This window comes from Streptomyces broussonetiae, from assembly GCF_009796285.1.
In the GTDB taxonomy this organism is placed as follows: domain Bacteria; phylum Actinomycetota; class Actinomycetes; order Streptomycetales; family Streptomycetaceae; genus Streptomyces; species Streptomyces broussonetiae.
Genome location: NZ_CP047020.1, coordinates 191,597 through 209,376, shown reverse-complemented (window position 1 = coordinate 209,376; position 17,780 = coordinate 191,597). Strand labels below are relative to the sequence as shown.

At 67.3% G+C, this 17,780-nt stretch carries 14 protein-coding genes and 4 pseudogenes; 12 read left to right on the top strand and 6 right to left on the bottom strand.

The window, feature by feature from the left end; genetic code table 11:
- The first annotated feature begins 770 nt into the window (after positions 1-770).
- Positions 771-2,447: an NAD-dependent malic enzyme gene (locus GQF42_RS01065; protein ID WP_158916849.1), complete on the top strand. Its 1,677-nt coding sequence runs from the start codon at positions 771-773 to the stop codon at positions 2,445-2,447.
- Positions 2,444-3,907 (top strand): class II fumarate hydratase, encoded by a 1,464-nt coding sequence (fumC, locus tag GQF42_RS01060; RefSeq protein WP_158916847.1) that lies wholly within the window; start codon positions 2,444-2,446, stop codon positions 3,905-3,907. The genes GQF42_RS01065 and fumC overlap by 4 nt, the downstream gene beginning before the upstream one ends.
- A 290-nt stretch (positions 3,908-4,197) precedes the next feature.
- Here the strand turns inward: fumC and GQF42_RS01055 are convergent.
- Positions 4,198-4,374: pseudogene (locus GQF42_RS01055) on the bottom strand (transposase); the annotation flags it as partial.
- 79 nt (positions 4,375-4,453) lie between these two features.
- On the opposite strand from GQF42_RS01055, the pseudogene GQF42_RS01050 reads away from it, so the two are divergent.
- Positions 4,454-5,212, top strand: a pseudogene (locus tag GQF42_RS01050) (IS5 family transposase).
- A 454-nt stretch (positions 5,213-5,666) separates the two neighbouring features.
- Positions 5,667-6,896: an IS110 family RNA-guided transposase gene (locus GQF42_RS01045; RefSeq protein ID WP_158916845.1), complete on the top strand. Its 1,230-nt coding sequence runs from the start codon at positions 5,667-5,669 to the stop codon at positions 6,894-6,896.
- A 91-nt stretch (positions 6,897-6,987) separates the two neighbouring features.
- Here the strand turns inward: GQF42_RS01045 and GQF42_RS01040 are convergent, their stop codons facing one another.
- The 5 genes and pseudogenes from GQF42_RS01040 to GQF42_RS01025 all read right to left on the bottom strand — a co-directional run bounded on the left by GQF42_RS01040 (position 6,988) and on the right by GQF42_RS01025 (position 11,314).
- The gene (locus tag GQF42_RS01040) at positions 6,988-8,442 is read right to left on the bottom strand and encodes an FAD-dependent oxidoreductase (protein ID WP_233273161.1); all 1,455 of its coding nucleotides are present in this window, start codon (positions 8,440-8,442) and stop codon (positions 6,988-6,990) included.
- A 247-nt stretch (positions 8,443-8,689) separates the two neighbouring features.
- On the bottom strand, positions 8,690-8,953 hold the full coding sequence (locus GQF42_RS44665; RefSeq protein WP_199272534.1) for an ester cyclase: 264 nt from the start codon (positions 8,951-8,953) through the stop codon (positions 8,690-8,692).
- Positions 8,954-8,959: 6 nt separating this feature from the next.
- Positions 8,960-9,106, bottom strand: coding sequence for a nuclear transport factor 2 family protein (locus GQF42_RS44660; protein ID WP_199272533.1), 147 nt, complete (start codon positions 9,104-9,106; stop codon positions 8,960-8,962).
- 84 nt (positions 9,107-9,190) lie between these two features.
- Entirely contained in the window at positions 9,191-10,018 is an 828-nt protein-coding gene (locus GQF42_RS01030; RefSeq protein WP_158916841.1) for an alpha/beta fold hydrolase, read from the bottom strand.
- A gap of 383 nt (positions 10,019-10,401) precedes the next feature.
- Positions 10,402-11,314 (bottom strand): annotated as a pseudogene (locus GQF42_RS01025) (helix-turn-helix transcriptional regulator).
- A gap of 222 nt (positions 11,315-11,536) precedes the next feature.
- Between GQF42_RS01025 and GQF42_RS01020 the strand changes: the two are divergent.
- The 8 genes and pseudogenes from GQF42_RS01020 to GQF42_RS00990 all read left to right on the top strand — a co-directional run bounded on the left by GQF42_RS01020 (position 11,537) and on the right by GQF42_RS00990 (position 17,738).
- Positions 11,537-11,857: a carboxymuconolactone decarboxylase family protein gene (locus tag GQF42_RS01020; RefSeq protein WP_158916839.1), complete on the top strand. Its 321-nt coding sequence runs from the start codon at positions 11,537-11,539 to the stop codon at positions 11,855-11,857.
- Positions 11,858-11,927: 70 nt separating this feature from the next.
- On the top strand, positions 11,928-12,362 hold the full coding sequence (locus GQF42_RS01015) for a cupin domain-containing protein (protein ID WP_158916837.1): 435 nt from the start codon (positions 11,928-11,930) through the stop codon (positions 12,360-12,362).
- Positions 12,359-13,216, top strand: coding sequence for an aldo/keto reductase (locus tag GQF42_RS01010; RefSeq protein WP_158916835.1), 858 nt, complete (start codon positions 12,359-12,361; stop codon positions 13,214-13,216). The genes GQF42_RS01015 and GQF42_RS01010 overlap by 4 nt, the downstream gene beginning before the upstream one ends.
- A gap of 74 nt (positions 13,217-13,290) precedes the next feature.
- Entirely contained in the window at positions 13,291-14,685 is a 1,395-nt protein-coding gene (locus GQF42_RS01005; protein WP_158916833.1) for an MFS transporter, read from the top strand.
- Positions 14,686-14,827: 142 nt separating this feature from the next.
- Positions 14,828-15,319, top strand: a pseudogene (locus GQF42_RS01000) (3'-5' exonuclease); the annotation flags it as partial.
- A 338-nt stretch (positions 15,320-15,657) separates the two neighbouring features.
- Complete coding sequence (locus GQF42_RS45370; protein ID WP_233273160.1) at positions 15,658-16,587, top strand: WXG100-like domain-containing protein; 930 nt, start codon at positions 15,658-15,660, stop codon at positions 16,585-16,587.
- An 80-nt stretch (positions 16,588-16,667) separates the two neighbouring features.
- Entirely contained in the window at positions 16,668-17,282 is a 615-nt protein-coding gene (locus GQF42_RS45365; RefSeq protein ID WP_233273159.1) for a restriction endonuclease fold toxin-2 domain-containing protein, read from the top strand.
- A gap of 18 nt (positions 17,283-17,300) precedes the next feature.
- Positions 17,301-17,738, top strand: a complete 438-nt coding sequence (locus GQF42_RS00990; RefSeq protein WP_158916831.1) for a hypothetical protein — start codon at positions 17,301-17,303, stop codon at positions 17,736-17,738.
- Positions 17,739-17,780 lie beyond the last annotated feature (42 nt).

Below are 17,780 nucleotides of genomic sequence, written 5' to 3'. Positions count from 1 at the left end.
GCGCTCCCTTTCACGGGACCCCGCCATCGGCCCCCACGGCCTGCTGTAGCCATTCCACAGAGGGGCTACCCGGTCCTCGTGCGCAACGGTCTGTACGAACCGGGGGTACGTAGGCGGCATCGGTCGGATGCGGTGGCAACAGCGCGCCGTCGTCTCCGTCGACGCCGCAAGGGTCAATTTTCGGCAGGCCTCAAAGAGCGGTGCGTGGACCTGTGGCAAGTCCACCCGGATGACCAGGAGGGCCTGCGGCGGCTCCGTCGCTCGGCGTACCCATCGTCGATCATGGTGAGGTCGTGCGAGGGCCCGGAAAGCCATAGGCCCTGGCGGAAGCGCCGGTCCGCATCCTGGACGCTGCGGTCGCGCTGGACCACTTCGACGATGTGACCACGCTGGTCGGCCGACGCGTCGGCGAGTGCAGTCGCGCAGCCCGTCGGCCGGTGGTTAGGCTGAATTCGTACAGCCGCACCGGCATGGCGCCTGCCAGCGTGTGTGCTGCGCCCCTGAGCGGCGGGCAATTCCGCGGCGGCCGCGCGCGTCGGGACGCGGGTCTCACACGTTCATACTCCGCCGGGCCCCGGGCCGCCCGGACCGTTAGCGAGTTCCGAACAGGGCGCACTCTCGTCGACCTGTAGGGGCGATGTTGTAGCGGCCTGTCTGCGGTACGGGCGTGGAGGTCCCCGCCGTCCCCCTCGAGCTGCCGGTCGTGGCCTGGAGCGTGTCCGCGGACCCCCGTCAGGGCCGACACGGCATTCGCACAGAGGGAGATTCTCATGACCGAAACCCACGCGCGGACCCCTGCCATCCCCAGCGTCCTGGTGGATCCGCTGCGTAATCGTGATGTGGCCTTTACACCGGAGGAAAGGGCGGCCCTCGGTCTTACGGGACGCCTGCCATCCGGAGTGTTCACGCTTGAGCGGCAGGCTCAGCGCGCCTACCAGCAGATGCAGGTACAAGGCAGCGACCTGGCCAAGAACGTGTATCTGGAACAGCTGCACGATCGCAACGAAACGCTGTACTACAAGGTTCTCGCCGAGCACCTCGTCGAGCTGCTACCGATCGTCTACGACCCCACCGTGGGCGAGGCGATCGAGAAGTACTCCCACGAGTACCGCCGCCCGCGCGGCATCTTCCTGTCCATCGACCATCCCGACGACATGGAGAAAGCCTTCGCCACGCTTCAACTCGGGCCCGAAGACGTCGACCTGATCGTGTGCACCGATGCCGAGGAGATCCTGGGCATCGGCGACTGGGGCGTGGGAGGCATCCAGATCTCGGTGGGCAAGCTCGCGGTGTACACGGCGGCCGCAGGCATCGACCCGCGCCGCGTCGTGCCCGTCTCGCTGGATGTGGGCACGGACCGCGAGTCGCTGCTGGAGGACCCGTTGTACCTGGGCAACCGGCACCCCCGGGTCCGGGGCGCCGACTACGACGCGTTCATCGAGAAGTACCTGGAGACGGCATCGTCCACGTTCCCCGACGCGCTCTTGCACTTCGAGGACTTCGGCCCCAGCAACGCACGACGCATCCTGGAGCAGTACGGGGAACGCTACCGGATCTTCAACGACGACATGCAGGGCACCGGAGCCATTACGCTGGCCGCCGCCCTGTCCGCCGTCAAGGTCAGCGGTGTGCGGATGCGCAAGCAGAAGCTGGTCGTCTTCGGTGCCGGCACCGCCGGGGTGGGCATCGCTGACCAGTTGCGCGACGCGATGATTCGCGACGGCGCGGATCCGGAGCAGGCCGCCACCCGGGTATGGCTGATCGACAAGCAGGGCCTGCTCACTCGGGACATGACCGATCTGCGTGACTTCCAGCAGCCCTATGCGCGCGATCCGGCCGAGGTGGCAGACTGGGCAAGGGGAAGCGACGGGAAGATCTCACTTCTGGAAACGGTGCGTCGCGTCAGGCCGACGATCCTGCTGGGCACCTCCACCGTGCACAGCGCCTTCACGCGTGAGGTCGTCCAGGCCATGACCGAGGGGACGGAACGGCCGATCATCTTCCCCATCTCCAACCCCACATCCCGTATCGAGGCCATGCCTGCCGACGTCATCGCCTGGTCCGGGGGTAAGGCGCTCGTCGCAACCGGCATCCCCGTCGCGCCCGTGGAGTACGACGGCGCGAGCTACCGCATCGGGCAGGCCAACAACGCGCTCTTGTACCCGGGCTTGGGCCTGGGCACGGTCGTCTCCGGTGCGTCCCAGGTAACCGCGGGCATGCTGCTCGCGGCCGCACAGGCTGTCGCGGATCAGGTCGACCCGTCGGGGCCGGGTGCCTCCCTGCTGCCACCCGTGGACAACCTTCGAGAGTCCTCCGCGATCACTGCGACCGCGGTGGTCAAGGCGGCACTCGACGACGGCGTGGCCACCTCCAAGCCGGTCGACATCGCACAGGCTGTCCGGGAGGCCATGTGGCAGCCGGTCTACACCGACGGAGCCACAGCATGAACGCGCGACACTCCACCGCCGACCGGGACCAAGCCCCGCAGATCCGCGACATCCCCGTCGGACTGCATGCGACCGGCACCCGGCGGGAGACCGACTCCATGGGCGCCATCGACGTCCCCGCAGACCGCTACTGGGGTGCCCAGACACAACGCTCCCTCATCCACTTCTCCATCGGGGACGACCGGATGCCCAAAGCGGTCTACCACGCCTACGGCTACGTCAAGAAGGCCGCCGCCGCCGTCAACGGGCGCGCCGGCCGCTTGCCGGCCTGGAAGGCCGACCTGATCCAGCGGGTGGCCGACGAAGTCATCGCGGGTGAACTGGACGATCACTTCCCGCTGTACGTGTGGCAGACGGGATCCGGCACCCAGTCCAACATGAACACCAACGAGGTGATCAGCAACCGGGCCATCCAACTGATCGGCGCGGAACTGGGCAGCAAATCCCCGATCCACCCCAACGACCACGTCAACATGGGGCAGTCCTCCAACGACACCTTCCCCACCGCCATGCACATCGCCGCGGCCAAGGAGGTCCACGAGCACCTCCTGCCCAGCGTGCAGGCCCTGCAGCGCGCCATCGAGACCAAGGCACAGCAGTGGCACGACGTGGTCAAGATCGGCCGTACCCACCTGGAGGACGCCGTCCCGCTCACCGTGGGGCAGGAATGGTCCGGTTATGCCCACCAGTTGCAACAAGCCGTCGACCGGGCTACCCGGTCCGCCGAGGGCCTGTACGAGCTCGCGATGGGCGGCACCGCCGTGGGCACGGGGCTCAACGCTCCACCCGGATTCGGCGAGCAGGTCGCCACCGAAATCGCCGACGCCACCGGCTACCCGTTCACCACCGCGCAGAACAAATTCGCCGCCCAAGGCGGCCTGGACGCCATGGCCGGCGCCTCCGCAGGACTGCGGGCGCTGGCCGTGCCGCTGATGAAGATCGCCAACGACATCCGCTGGCTGGCTTCCGGACCCCGCTGCGGCCTCGACGAGCTCATCCTCCCGGCGAACGAGCCTGGCTCCTCGATCATGCCCGGCAAGGTCAATCCGACCCAGTGCGAGGCGATGGTCATGGTCTGCATCCAGGTGCTGTCCGAGGACGAAGCCATCGCCTTCGCAGGCACACAAGGCAACTTCGAGCTCAACGCCATGCGCCCGGTCATCATCAACAACTTCCTGCACGCAGCCACCATCCTCGCCGACGCCTGCACGAAGATGCGCGAATACTGCATCGAGGGAGCCCAGCTCAACCGGGACAAGATCGAAAGCTACGTCGACCGGTCTCTCATGCTGGTCACCGCACTCTCACCCGTGATCGGCTACGACAAGGCCTCCGCGATCGCCCACAAGGCCAACGACGAGGACACCACCCTGCGCGAGGCCGCACTGGCCTCCGGCTACATCAGCGCCAAGGACTTCGACCGAATCGTCCAGCCCGCCGCCATGGTCGGCCAGACATAGAGACTGCCAGCACCGCTTTGCGCCGGGCAGGTTTGGTCCCGGTGCTGGCAGGCGCGGCCATCCGCCGCCTGTCGCAGGGCAGCACCGCGGTGGCGTGAGAGCCGGGATCGGCCGACGGCCGCGAGATGACCGAGGAACAGCAGCGCCAGGCGGCCGTGAAACTCGGAGGCGGCGCGGGCCTGCACGCCTCTCACCCGATGGCCGTCAACGACGCCTACGCTTCACCGGCGCGCGGGCTGTCCGACGCCGCACAGCCTTTCAGTGGCTGCCGGAAACGTTCTCGCCGCCGACAACGCCCGCCATGCACAGCCGCTGACCAGCACGTAGATGATGGCCGCGAACAGCGTCTCACCAGGAGTGCTCGCTGTTCCGCCGCCCTGCGGCCGTGTTCGTTGCTCCGGGATCAGCGGCTTGGCGATCTCCCACAAGCCGTCCGGCACGATCCAGCTCCACGTTCCCCGCCCCATACCGGGTCAACGTCCGCCTCACCACGTAGGACACGGTCTTACACCGTGTCCTACATGGTCAGTTGGTCGTTGGCCCAGCATGGGGAGTGCGCGGTGGGGATGGATCGTGCCCGATGGGCTATGGGAGATCGCCAGACCTTTGCTGCCGTCGGCGCGAGTACGGCCGCAGGGCGGTGGGGGTAGCCAACATCGATGACGAGGCGGTGTTCGCGGCCATCATCTACGTCCTGGTCAGCGGCTGTGCCTGGCGGGCTCTGCCGCCGTGTTTCGGGGCGTCGAAGTCGACGGTGCACCGCCGGTTCCTGATCTGGTCGCGCGCAGGTGTCTGGGGACGGCTGCACCAGAAAGTGCTCGAGATGCTCGCCGGCCAGGGCCTGATCGACCTCTCCCGGGCAGTACTCGACTCCGCTCACGTCCGCGCCAAAAAAGGGGCGAACTTGCAGGCCCGTCGCCCGTGGACCGCGGCAAGCCAGGTTCCAAGATGCACGTCCTGTCCGACGCGAACGGACTGCCCTTACGTGTTGGCCTCTCCGCGGCCAACACACATGACAGCCTCGGACTGAAGCCGATGGTCGCCCATTTCCACATAGGACACGAATCCCGCAGCGACCAATCCAAGCCCGAGCGGCTCCACGCCGACAAAGCCTACGACGTCCCCGACCTGCGGCAATGGCTGCACCAGCAGCACATTGGCGTCCGCATCGCTCGCAAGGGAATCGACTCAAGCGAACGGCTGGGCCGCCGCCGGTGGGTCATCGAGCGCACGATTTCCTGGCTGACCGGTTACCGCCGCCTGTCACCCCGCTACGAGCGTCATCCCCGCAACTACCTGGCCTAATCCGGGATTAGTAGTGGTGGCTCCGTGGACGCAGAGCTGATGCCTGTGCCCGACCAAGCCTTGATGCTCTCTGATAGATCGAGCACGGTTCGGCGTCCTCGTGGCCACCTCCACAGCACGGATGTTGGTGCTCGTCGGTGCTGGGCGAACGCCTGTACCTGGCCGGGCCTTGATGCCTGGAGAAAGATCGGCGCCGTCCAGCGCCGTCGAGCGTCAGCACCCGCGCCTGGCTCACTCGTTGGTGTTGGTGGAGCGAGCCCACCCCGCGGTGACCTCTCCCTGGGCCCGAGCTGACCGAGCTCCCGAAGAGACCGAGGCCCGCGGGGCGAGCTGGTGCCGCGAACAGCTACTGAGGTGGCCGACCGGCCGGAAGGGCTGAGTCCTGGGATTAGGTCGCTGCGTGGCCCGCATGAGCTCGTGACCAGCCGGAACGGCACAGCGGAGGGAAAAGACCTTGATCTACTGCGGTATTGACTGGGCTGAACGCACGCACGACGTCGCCCTGGTCGACGACAGTGGCCGGTTACTGGCCAATCGGCACATCACCGACGACGCGGTCGGATACAAGATCCTGCTGGACCTGCTCGCCGAGTACGGCGACACCGCGGATAACCCGATCCCGGTCGCGATCGAGACCTCCCGTGGCCTGCTCGTCGCCGTGCTGCGCACCGGGAAGCGGCAGGTCTTCGCCATCAACCCGATGGCTGCCGCCCGCTACCGCGACCGGCATAGCGTCTCCCGCAAGAAGTCCGATCCCGGAGACGCCCTGGTCCTGGCCAATATCCTGCGCACCGACATGCACGCACACCGGCCGCTGCCGCAGGACAGCGACCTGGCCCGAGCCCTGGCCGTGCTCGCCAGGGCTCAGCAGGACGCCACGTGGAACCGGCAGCAGATCTCCAACCAGCTCCGCTCCCTGTTACGCGAGTACTATCCATGCGCGCTGGCCGCCTTCGAGCCCTGGAAGAACGGCCTGTGCCGTCGAGAAGCGCAAGAGCTCCTCAGGGCGGCTCCGACACCAGCACGAGCATCGCGGCTGACGTGCAAGCAGCTGCAGGCCGCGCTCAAGCGCGCCGGCCGCCAACGCGGCATCGAAGCCGAGGCCGAACGACTCCGGGACGTCTTCCGCGCCGACTGGGCCCACCAGCCCCCGCTGGTCGAGGACGCGCTCGGCAAGCAGATGCTCGCGCTCCTGGTCCAGCTGCAGGCCGCCTGCACCGCGGCCGACAATCTGTCCGAGGCGGTGGAGGAAGCTTTCCCTCAGCACCCGGACGCTGAGATCATCCTCAGCTTCCCTGGACTCGGCATCCAGCTCGGCGCCCGGGTGCTCGCCGAGATCGGAGACGACCACAACCGCTTCGCCGACGCTCGCGGCTTGAAGGCATACGCCGGGGCTTCCCCCATCACCAGAGCCTCCGGCAAGAAGTCGAGCATCACGCGCCGGTGGGTGAAGAACGACCGGCTCAACCATGCCGGCTACCTCTGGGCCTTCTCCGCGATCACCGCCTCACCAGGCGCCAAGACCCACTACCGCAGGCGCCGTGACGAGCACGGAGACTGGCACGCAGCCGCCCAGAGGAACCTCTTCAACCGCATGCTCGGCCAGCTCTACCACTGCCTCCAGCACCGAAAACCGTTCGACGAACACACTGCTTTCCCCGTCAACCTCGCCGCTGCAGCTTGACATGCTAAGCGCCTGAGGTGTCTTTCTCGGCCTCGCCGCGACGCTCTGCTGCTACAAACGCCTCCTCAAACTGACCATGTAGGACACGGTGTTAAGGGATTTGTCCGACCACCTCGCCCAACCACCGCGTCAAGGTCTCGCGTACCTCGTCGGGATCGGGGTCCTTGGCTGCCCAGGCGGCGTAACCGTCGGGTCGGACCAGTAGCGTGGGGCGCAGGCCGGCTGCTGGGGAGGCGGTCACCACCCGTCCTTCCCACGGCGCGGCGACTGCGGCGGTGTCGCGGCCCACCAGTACGAACGTGCCTTGTCGCAGGGCCTCATACAGCCGTGCTGGTTCCCCTGCCAGTCGGAGGTCCGGTACGCGGCGCCCGGCAAGTGGGTGGGAGCCCCGGGGTGCGGGGTAGGTGATCCCGATGCCGGAGATGCTGCGGGATGCACGCGGCTCTATGACACGTAGCCGGTGCGCGATGGCGGCCAACGAGGTGCGCAACGCGCGGACTGCCGGTGACCCGGTGATGACGGCCGTGAGGAGTGCGTGACTGACGTGCAGCACCCTTCGGGCCACCGGATGGCGCTCGGTGTGGTAGCTGTCCAGCAACTCGTCATCAGCCCAGCCGTGCACAACGGCTGCCAGTTTCCAGCCGAGGTTGGCGGCGTCCTGCATCCCGGTGTTCATGCCCATACCCCCGGCGGGCGAGTGGACGTGCGCGGCGTCGCCCGACAGGAAGACACGCCCTTGTCGGTAGCGGGGTACCTGTCGTTCGTCGCTGTGGAAGCGGGAAACCCAACGGGCATCGTGCATCCCGAGGTCGTCACCGATGGTTCGCCTCGTGATGTCCCGGACCTCCTCCATCGTGACCGGCGCATCGTCGGGCAGCTGCTGCTGTTGCCGGTCCCAGGCGATGACCCGGTACCAGCCGTCCCCGAACGGCGCGAAGAAGGTGAAGCCGTGCTGGTTCGAGGCGAAATTGAAAGCTTCGTCAGGGGCGCGTTCAAGCAGTACATCGGCCAGCATCACGGAGCGGATGGCCGACTTGCCGGGGAACGGCATGCCCAGGCTCTGCCGGACGGTGCTGCTCGCTCCGTCGGTGCCGACCAGGTAGCGCGCTCGAAGCGTGGCCGTGGCACCGTCCGGATGTTTCGTCTCCACGTCCACGCCGCCCGGGTCCTGCCGTATCCCTGTAACCCGGGTTCCCCGTACTATCGTCGCCCCCGCTTCCTCGGCCCGGCGCAGCAGAAGGCGCTCCACCTGCCATTGGGGAACAATTAGCAGGAACGGAAAGCGTGTGCGAAGACCGGAGAAGTCGATGCTGATGCGGCCGAACGGATGCAACGCCTGGACCGGTGAGCCGAGAGCGAGTAGTGCGTCGGCCAGGCCCCGGGCGTCGAGTTCTTCCATGGTTCGTGCGTGGATGCTGAAGGCGCGGCTCAGGTTGGATTCGTGATCGCGCCGTTCCACCAGCGTGACGTTGACCCCGGACTCGGCGAGGTCGCCCGCCAGCAGAAGCCCGGTTGGCCCGGCCCCGACCACTAGAACATCCACCACTGATGCTCCGTGTTGGCCCGAAGAGCCGCGAACCGGCCCGCTGCCAGCATCCATATTTGTCAGTATCGGCCCCACTTGTCGGACTCGCTCGTTGAGCCGGCGGCCCCCGCACCTGATCGTTTACCATCCGATGATCTCAACATTCCGCCGGCCTGAAGCGTCCTCTCGGCACCGCATGGATAGGAACGGTGGCCGATCGCGTGCGAGCTGGTTGTTCTCGGCGCCATCGGAAATCCCGCTGTTGGGGTCACACCTCGGTGAGTCCGAGTTGGCGTAGCATGCCGAGTTCGTCGCTGCGGCCCCAGCGTTCGACGAGCTTTCCGTCGTTGTCGAAGCGGCTGATCTGCATGCCCCGGTAGCTTGCCTTCCTGCCGGTCGCCGGTCGTCCCATCAGCGGCCCCAGATGCTTTCCGGTGATGGTGTAGGCAAAGGCCAACTCGTCGTCGGTGGCCACCAGGTGCTCCACCGCGACGTGCAGGTCGGGAAAGGCTGCCCGCAGATCGGCGAACATGGCCTTTTACCCGTCGGGCCCCGGCAGCTGTCCTGGGGCTGGATCATGGTCGATCAAGTCGGGTGCGACGATCTCGTCGAGGGCCGCGAGGTCGCCGGTGATGACCGCCTCCGCGAAAGCGGTCTGTGCGGCGATGTTCGTTTGCTGAGACATGGGCATTCCTCGGGCTCGCGCCTGCCAGTGGTCTGGCGCCGGCCGCGTGAACGCGGGAAGACCGGTGAAACGACACCTGGTCGGTCAGCCGCGTGCGAATTCAAGGAGGTCGTTGTTGAACCGTCCCGTAAACTCCGGCACCATCGACAGTCCGTGCGGAGCACCGGAGTAGACCTTGAAGGTCACGTCCTTGACCATTTGTGACGATTTTTTCGCGGATGCCACGATGGGCACGATCTGGTCGTCGTCGCCGTGAATGATCAGCGTGGGGATGTCGAACTCCTTGAGGTCCTCCGTGAGGTCAGTCTCAGAGAACGCTTTGACGCAGTCGTAGGCGCTCTTGACGCCTACCGTCATGCTCCACAGCCAGAACTCGTCACGGGTCCCCTGCGACACGGTCGAACCTTCGCGGTTGGCACCGTAGAACGGAGCGCTGAGATCCTTGTAGTACTGGGACCGGTCCGTCAGCACACCTTGCCGGATCTCGTCGAAGACCTCGATCGGCAGCCCCTCCGGGTTCGCTTCCGTCCTAAGCATCAACGGAGGGATCGCGCCGAGCAGAACCACCTTGGAAACGCGACTCGAGCCGTGTCGGCCGATGTAGCGCGTCACTTCTCCGCCGCCCGTCGAGTGACCGACCAGGATGGCGTCCTGGAGATCAAGGTTCTCCAGGACCGACGCCAGGTCGTCGGCATACGTGTCCAGGTCGTTGCCCATCCACGGCTGGTCGGACCGCCCGCCCCCACGTCGGTCGTGGGCCACGGCCCGGAAACCGTTGTCCGCCATCAGCTTCAGCTGCGGATCCCACGCATCCGCGATCAGTGGCCAGCCGTGGGAAAACACCACCGGCTGACCCGCCCCCCAGTCCTTGAAGTAGATCTGTGTGCCGTCCTTGGCAGCGGAAAAGGCCATGATCGCCTCGCTAGCACTTGTATCGGAACTCCACCCTTCACGGCCATTCAGCGCCCGATCCGGGCAAGTGAGTACCACGTCCGACCAGCAGTGAACGGCCGTGAGGGCGAGGGCGATATTGGTGAAAGGCAGCCGTTCAGTACAGCCTCCTCTCCACGCTACTCGGGACACCCCACGTCAGCACACCAGGGCAGGCCACAGTGCGCACACACCCGTAGCTAATATCGAACGGGGCATGGAGTCCGGCATAAAAGGCCAGGGTGGGTGGCTCTGTTCACGAGAACCGACAGCAGTTGTTCACGAGTTTGGACAGCACTCGACCCACTGCAGGAATCGAACAACTCATGATTCCGGGCAGCACGGGCCATGCCGGATTGGCGTGATCAATGCCTGTCAGAGGTGATGTCAGTTGACGACATGGTGGGGAGTTCGTCTGCGCCTGACGGGTGCTCGGTGGCTGCCCAGGCGGCGAGGAGTTGCAGGGTGTCGTGGTCGGGGGTGCCGGGGGCGGCGCTGTAGGCGGTGAGGGTCAGGCCGGGCTGGGCCGGTAGTTCCATGGCGTCGAAGTCGAGGGTGAGGGTGCCGACGGCGGGGTGGTGGAAGGCTTTGCGGCCGGTGTGGTGTAGGCGCACGTTGTGCTTGGCCCAGGCGGTGCGGAACTCGTCGCTTCGGGTGACGAGCTCGCCGATCAGCCCGGTCAGTTCGGTGTCGTGCGGGGCGCGGCCGGCCTCGGTGCGCAGTAGGGCGACGGTGGTGTTGACGCCGATTTCCCAGTCGGGGAAGAAGTCGCGGCCGGCGGGGGTGAGGAACTGAGCGCGGGCGATGTTGGTGGTGCGGGCGGTGGGGTCGGGGAACAGGGGGGGCGTAGAGGGCGCGGCCGAGGGTGTTGGTGGCGAGGATGTCCAGGCGGCCGTTGCGGATGAAGGCCGGGGAGTCGGTCATGGACGCCAGGACGCGCAGGACGCTGTCCGGGAGGGCCGCGGCGGGGCGGCGGGTGCGGCGGGTGGGGCGTTTGGCGGCGGCGCGGGCCAGGTCGAACAGGTGGGCGCGTTCGGCGTCGTCGAGCTGGAGGGCATTCGCGACGGCGTCGAGGACCTCTTCGGAGGCGCCGGCGAGGTGCCCGCGTTCGAGGCGGACGTAGTAGTCGATGCTGACGCCGGCGAGCAGAGCGACCTCTTCGCGGCGCAGGCCGGGCACGCGCCGGTTGCCGCCGTAGGCGGGCAGCCCCACCTGCTGCGGGGTGATCTTGGCGCGGCGGGAGGCCAGGAACTCGCGGATGTCGCTCTCGGTGCTCATGCCTTCCACGCTAAGCCGGGCGGCGCAGACGTGGGGGGTCCTGTCAGTACCTGTAACAGCAGACCCTTCTCCAGCTCCTTGACCTGCGGTTTCCTCGACACCAGAGGCCGCAGACACCGCCCGGACCCGGCCGACACGGGCTGCGGCGGCTGCCGCGGAACCCGCCCCGACACACCGTGGAACTACCCGGTCCACGTCGCCCGAACAAGGAGCCACCCCGTCATGCCGAAGCAGTCCGCGCCCCAGGAACTGGCCCACATCGCCCCGAAGCTCGTCGAGGTCACCGATGAGGTCCTCTTCGGTGACGTGTGGGAGCGCCCCGGGCTCTCCCCGCGCGATCGGAGCCTGGTGACCGTGAGTGTGCTGGCGGCGCTGTACCGCAGCGAGCAGCTCGGCTACCACCTCGCAGTCGCCCTGGACAACGGGCTGAGCGTGGAGGAGCTGTCCGAGGCGATCACGCACCTGGCCTTCTACGCCGGCTGGCCCAACGCGATGACCGCGATCACGCAACTGAAGAAGATCGCCGACGAGCGCTCCGCCTGATCCTCGGCGCGAGCGACGCAACGATGTCCCGCACGCCCGGGGGCGTGCGGGACCGAAAGGAGAGAACGCAATGACTGCCAGCGGATTCGATCAGATTTTCCCCCTCGGGGAGAAGAACGACGCCTTCGCGCAGTACTTCATCGGCCAGAGCTACCTGGCTCCGCTCGCCTCGGGGAGCGTTCCCGTCAGCAATGTCTCCTTCGAGCCGGGCTGCCGCAACAACTGGCACATCCACCATGGCAGCGCCGGAGGCGGCGATCAGATCCTGCTGTGCACGGCGGGCAGCGGCTGGTACCAGGCCGAGGGGGAGGAGGCCGTCAGCATGGAGCCGGGAACGGTGGTCCGCGTCCCGGCAGGCACGAAGCACTGGCACGGCGCGAAGGCCGACTCGTGGTTCTCCCACATCGCCTTCATCACGCCGAGCGAGAACGTCAGCAACGAATGGCTCGAACCCGTCACCGACGAGGCGTACGGGAAGCTGCCGAAGAACGGAGCGAACGCATGAGCATCCTGGACGAGACCTACACCCTGTCCAACGACGTCGAGGTCCCCAAACTGGGGCTCGGCACCTGGTTCATCGACGACGACAAAGCGGCCGACGCGGTCCGCGCGGCCGTTCAGATCGGCTACCGCAACATCGACACCGCCCAGGCGTACGGCAACGAGCGCGGCGTCGGCGAGGGCGTGCGCACCTCGAGAGTGCCCCGCGACGAACTGTTCATCTCGACCAAGCTCGCCGCGGAGATCAAGGACTACGACCAGGCCCTCGCCGCGATCGACGGCTCTCTCGAGAAGCTGGGCCTGGACCGCGTCGACCTGATGCTGATCCACAGCCCGCAGCCGTGGGACGACTTCCGTGGCGGCGACTACGCCCAGGGCAACCGCGAGGCGTGGCGTGCCCTGGAGGAAGCCCACCGGGCCGGCAAGATCCGGTCCATCGGCGTCTCCAACTTCCAGCAGCACGACCTGGAGAACATCCTTGAGGGCGCGAGCGTCGTCCCGCACGTGAACCAGCTGCTCGTGCACGCCGGCAACACCCCCTCCGAGCTGCTGGCCTACTGCGAGAGCAAGCGAATCCTCGTCGAGGCGTACTCGCCGATCGCCCACGGCGCGATCCTGAAGAACGCCGAAGTCCAGGCGATGGCGAAGAAGTATGGCGTGTCCGTCCCCCAGCTGTGCATCCGCTACACCCTGCAGCTGGGCACGGTGTCGCTGCCCAAGACGGCGAACCCCGAGCACATGCGCTCCAACGCCGAGGTCGACTTCGAGCTCTCCCACGATGACATGGATGTCCTGCGCGAGCTGCGCGACGTGGACTACGGCGAGCACAGCGCCTTCCCCGTCTACAGCGGCAAGTGACGCCAGACGAACGCCACCTCGCGCCGACACGAGCCGGCCACGACGCCCCCACTCCGATACGAGGACCTGCCGCCATGCACCGCACCGCGCTCACCCGCCCCGGCACCGAGGCTGCCGTTCCGGCCCGGCCGAGCGGCGCCGCCCGTGCGGCGCTGGCGGCCGCGGTGCTCGGCTTCTTCGTCATCACCTTCGACGCCGTCGTCGTCAACGTCGCCCTGCCCTCGATCCGGCGCGACGTCGGCGGCGGCATCACCGGCCTGCAGTGGGTCGTCGACGGCTACACCCTGATGTTCGCCGCGCTGCTACTGTCCGCCGGCTCCCTGGCCGACCGCATCGGCGCCCGCCGCGCACTGGCCGCGGGCATGACGGTGTTCACCGCCGCATCGATCGCCTGCGGCCTCGCCCCCTCCCTCGGCACGCTGGTCGCCGCCCGCTTCGCCCAAGGAGCGGCGGCCGCGGTCATGATGCCGGCCTCCATGGCCCTGATCGGCCACGCCTACCCGGACCCCCGCCACCGGGCGCGAGCGGTGGCGATCTGGGCGATGGGCGGCGCGGTGGCGTCCTCCTCCGGCCCCGTGCTCGGCGGACTGCTCACCCAGCTGTCCTGGCGGTGGATCTTCTTCATCAACCTGCCCGCCGCCGCGGCGGCCCTGCTGCTGCTCGCCCGCACCCCGCGTTCGCCCCACCGGCGCGTCCCGCTCGACTGGACCGGGCAAGCCACCGCGGTGGTCGCGATGGGCGCCCTGGCCTACGGGGCGATCGAGACCGGCACCGCCGGCCTCACCGCCCCGCGCGTGATCACCGCGTTCGCTGTCGCCGCCGCCGCACTCGCTGCCTTCGTGGCCGCACAGGCCCGCGGCCGCCACCCGATGATGCCGCTGGACCTGTTCCGCTCCCGCACCGTGAGCGTCGCGGTCGTCATCGGGTTCGCGTTCATCGTCGGCTACTACGGCCTGCCGTTCGTCATCAGCCTCTACCTCCAGCAGGAGCGGGGCCTGTCCGCCCTGACCACCGGCGCCGCGTTCCTGCCCATGATGCTGATCGGCGCCGCCCTGACCCCCTTCAGCGCACGCCTCGCCGAACGGGCCGGCACCCGCACCCTCGCCGTCGGCGGCCTGGCCCTCATGACCACCGGCCTCCTCCTGCTCGCCCTCCTGCCGGCCTCCGTCCCCGTGTGGGCGATCGCCGCGCTCATGGTCCTGGTCGGCCTCGCCGGGCCCCTGGTCATGCCACCCGTCACCGCCGTCCTGCTGAACGCCGTCCCCGCCCACCGCGCCGGCGTCGCCAGCGGCGTGTTCAACACCAGCCGCCAGGTCGGGGGCGCCCTCGCCGTCGCCGTCTTCGGCGCCCTCCTCGCCCAACCCGCCGGCTTCCAGACCGGCATGCGCGAAAGCCTGCTCATCGCCGCCGTCATCGCCCTCGCGGCAGCTGCGGCCAGCTCCCGCCTCGCACCGGCCAAGCGCCTCTGAACCGCGCCATAAAGCCAGCCGAAGGACACACGGGAGCTGCGCCCAGGGCCCTGTCGTTCCTCATGAATATCGAACACGACCCGCCGCCCACGTCTCCCAAACTCGCGTACAAGTGCTGTCGGTTCTCGTGAACAAAGCCACCGCCCACGACCCCGCCGGACGCGACCTGCAACCACTGGTCAACCTCGTCGACAACCACGGCACCGACGCGATCCTCGACGCCGTTGCCCGCCTCGTGCCCGAAGAGCACGCACAAGTCACCATCTCCACCGCGCACAAAGCCAAAGGCCGCGAATGGCACTGCGTAGTGATCGCCGACGCCTTCCCCCGCCCCAAGGAACACCCACCGCAGGACAACGGCAGACCCGCGCCGCCGCCAGAGCCGATTGATGACGCCGAAGCTCGCCTGGCCTACGTAGCCGTCACACGCACCCGGCAGCGTCTGGATCTTGGAGGCCTGTCCTGGATCCACGAAACCAGCTTGCGGCAGCAGCAGCTGGGCCATGTCGAGGCGCTTTGCCGTGATGACCTCGGCGACCACGAACTTGACTCACGCGCCATCCGCGCACTTGGGGCCGATACCGCGAGTGCGCAGAGTGATGCCCCGTTTGCATGCGGCCTACGCGATGGGTGAAACGATTCCGACTGCCCACCGTGAGCGGCTACTTCACGTTCGAGTATTAGGCGCCCACCGACCAGGACCCGGTCGTCGCTGTGTCAGGTGGCAAGCTGGGAGAGCGGAGTCTGGTTGTCGATCTTGGCCAAGAAAGTCCCCGTTTGAACTTGATGGCGTGCCCGTCGTGGACGGGTTGCAGAGCTGTTCAGGTGCCAGGCCGGCGTATGCCCTTCGCTCGCGCCATGAGCCGTCGGCTGCCATCTACGGATCCGGGCACTTCAGCTGAGCGCATGCCGACGGTGTCGGGTGCATGAGATAGAACTGTTGATTGGGTCCCAGGCTGACGCACGAGGGGGATGGACATGGGAATGCCGCCTGATCTGAAGGTGGCGGCGCACGGCATGATCGGGGCGGCCATGGAGATGGTGAAGTCCGTGATGCCCGGCGCGCGTGACACCACCATCGCCATGTCCCACGAGTTGGACAGGCAAAAGGGCATGGCAGGTGACGACGAGGCAGGGAACGCTTTCGCGAAGGTCTACAACTCGGCTGCGGCCACGACGCTGGACAACATGGGATTCAGCTCCTACGTGATGGGCGAGACAGGTAAGGGCCTTATGCGCAACGCGCGCGAGTTCATGGCCCGTGAGAGTCACATCGCCTCACAGATCCTCGGGCAGCAGATCGACCTCACTGCGAGCATGGGCGATCCGGCCGAGGACTGCACCGAAAGCTTCATCGGGCTGGGACAAGAGCTTCCGGGGGTGGTGGGAGACACCGCCTGGTACGACCAGTACGCGCCCGCCGGCGTCAGCGATCGCTTCCGGGGCTCCCCGGACAAGCTGCGCGACGTCGCCGGCTCATGGCGACAGGCCGGAAAGCTGATGGTGCGATTCCTCGAAGACGCCCAGGCGTGCGCGCACACAGCCGACAACGCCCACTCCGGCGAGGCCGCCGACGCCTTCTGCAAGTACTTCGGCGACTTCGTGGGATTCGCGGCCCCACCGGAACAGGCGCACGAAAGCGAGACGCTGGTGGCGAACCTCGCGGCCGCCTGCACCCAGTTGGCGAAGGCGTGTGACCGCTATGCCGACCACGTGGAACACGCCAAGCAGAAGATCATCGACCACGAGGCTGATCCCTTCAAGATCGACATGCCATGGGACTCACCGATGTTCGGCGGCAATGGATACGACGGCGGTCTGAAGGACGCAGTCCTGTCGGATCCCTGGATCCACCAGCTCGGCAACGTTGCCACGCTCTTGACAGCTCACAGAAGCGAGTAAAGCTGCCGCCCGGTTCGAGCGAGGGTCCGGGCTTCCCCTTCGGCCCGCTCATCCCGATACCCGTACCGGAGCCGGTTCCCGTGCTCCTGGCCTCCTACCCGGGCGGGACGTCAGGCATCGTGCCGGCTGCCTATGTCGACCCGGACCCAAACATCCCTTACCGGGCCCCGGTGCCGCCGGCGCCGGGCACGACCCGATTGCTGACCGATGCCGAACGCACGAAGTTCGAGCAGTTCGTCGACGGGCTGGAGGCGAAGGGGTTCGGCAGCAATGCCTCCAATCCGAACACGCCGGAGAACGAGTACCAGCTGCGGACCGCCGGCTACCCCGAACGGAAGATCCCTCTGGGACCCGGATCGAAGAGACCGTTCAAGGCAGCCGACGGTATGCGGCCGGCAGACGGATACATGATCGACTCGAAGTACGTGAACGACGACAAGGACTGTTGGCGCAAGCCGGAGACGCTGAACAACCTGGCCGACACCTACCGTAAGGACGGCTCGAAGAGGTGGAACAAGGAGGCGTTCTTCAAGGGGCTTGACGAGGGTGAGCTTGGTGAGTACGGCAACGCGATGCAGCAGCACAAGGAGATACGCGGCCTGGAAATCATGACCAACGACAAGGACGCGGCAGCCTACTGGCAGACCCTGATGGCAGAGCAGGAAGTCAAAGGGACCGCCCAATACGTTCCCTAGCCCGACCAAGGACGACTGATGAACCTCGACGAGTACACCACCTCCTTCCTGCTATACGCCCCCGCAAAGGACCCTCACGGCTGGCAACTCGACCTGAACACCTTCGGAGAGAGACTCCGCAACGCCTTCCCCGACGTCGGCTACCAGCCCGAGGAGGGCCACCCGGCCCGTCTGGGCATCTGGGTACTGACGGCCGACGGGATCGAGTTCGACGGCTTCGCCGACAACGAGACCCGCGACACCATCGCTCTGCGCGGCAACACCGCCGCCGAAATCGCCCCATTCATCGCCTGGCTGCGCGATGCGTACGTTCCTTCCCCCGACCTGATCCGCTTCACGAGCGAAGCGGCGTTCGCACGCGGCATTGAGACCGACTGGCGCGTCCCGGCCACTGGCGGAGTTGAGCGGATCGAGGAGGAGCTGCGACAGCATCTGCTGGTCGTGGTCGGCGGATAGATGCCGGGCGGGCCCGAACGGGGCCGCTCGAGCCTCACATAG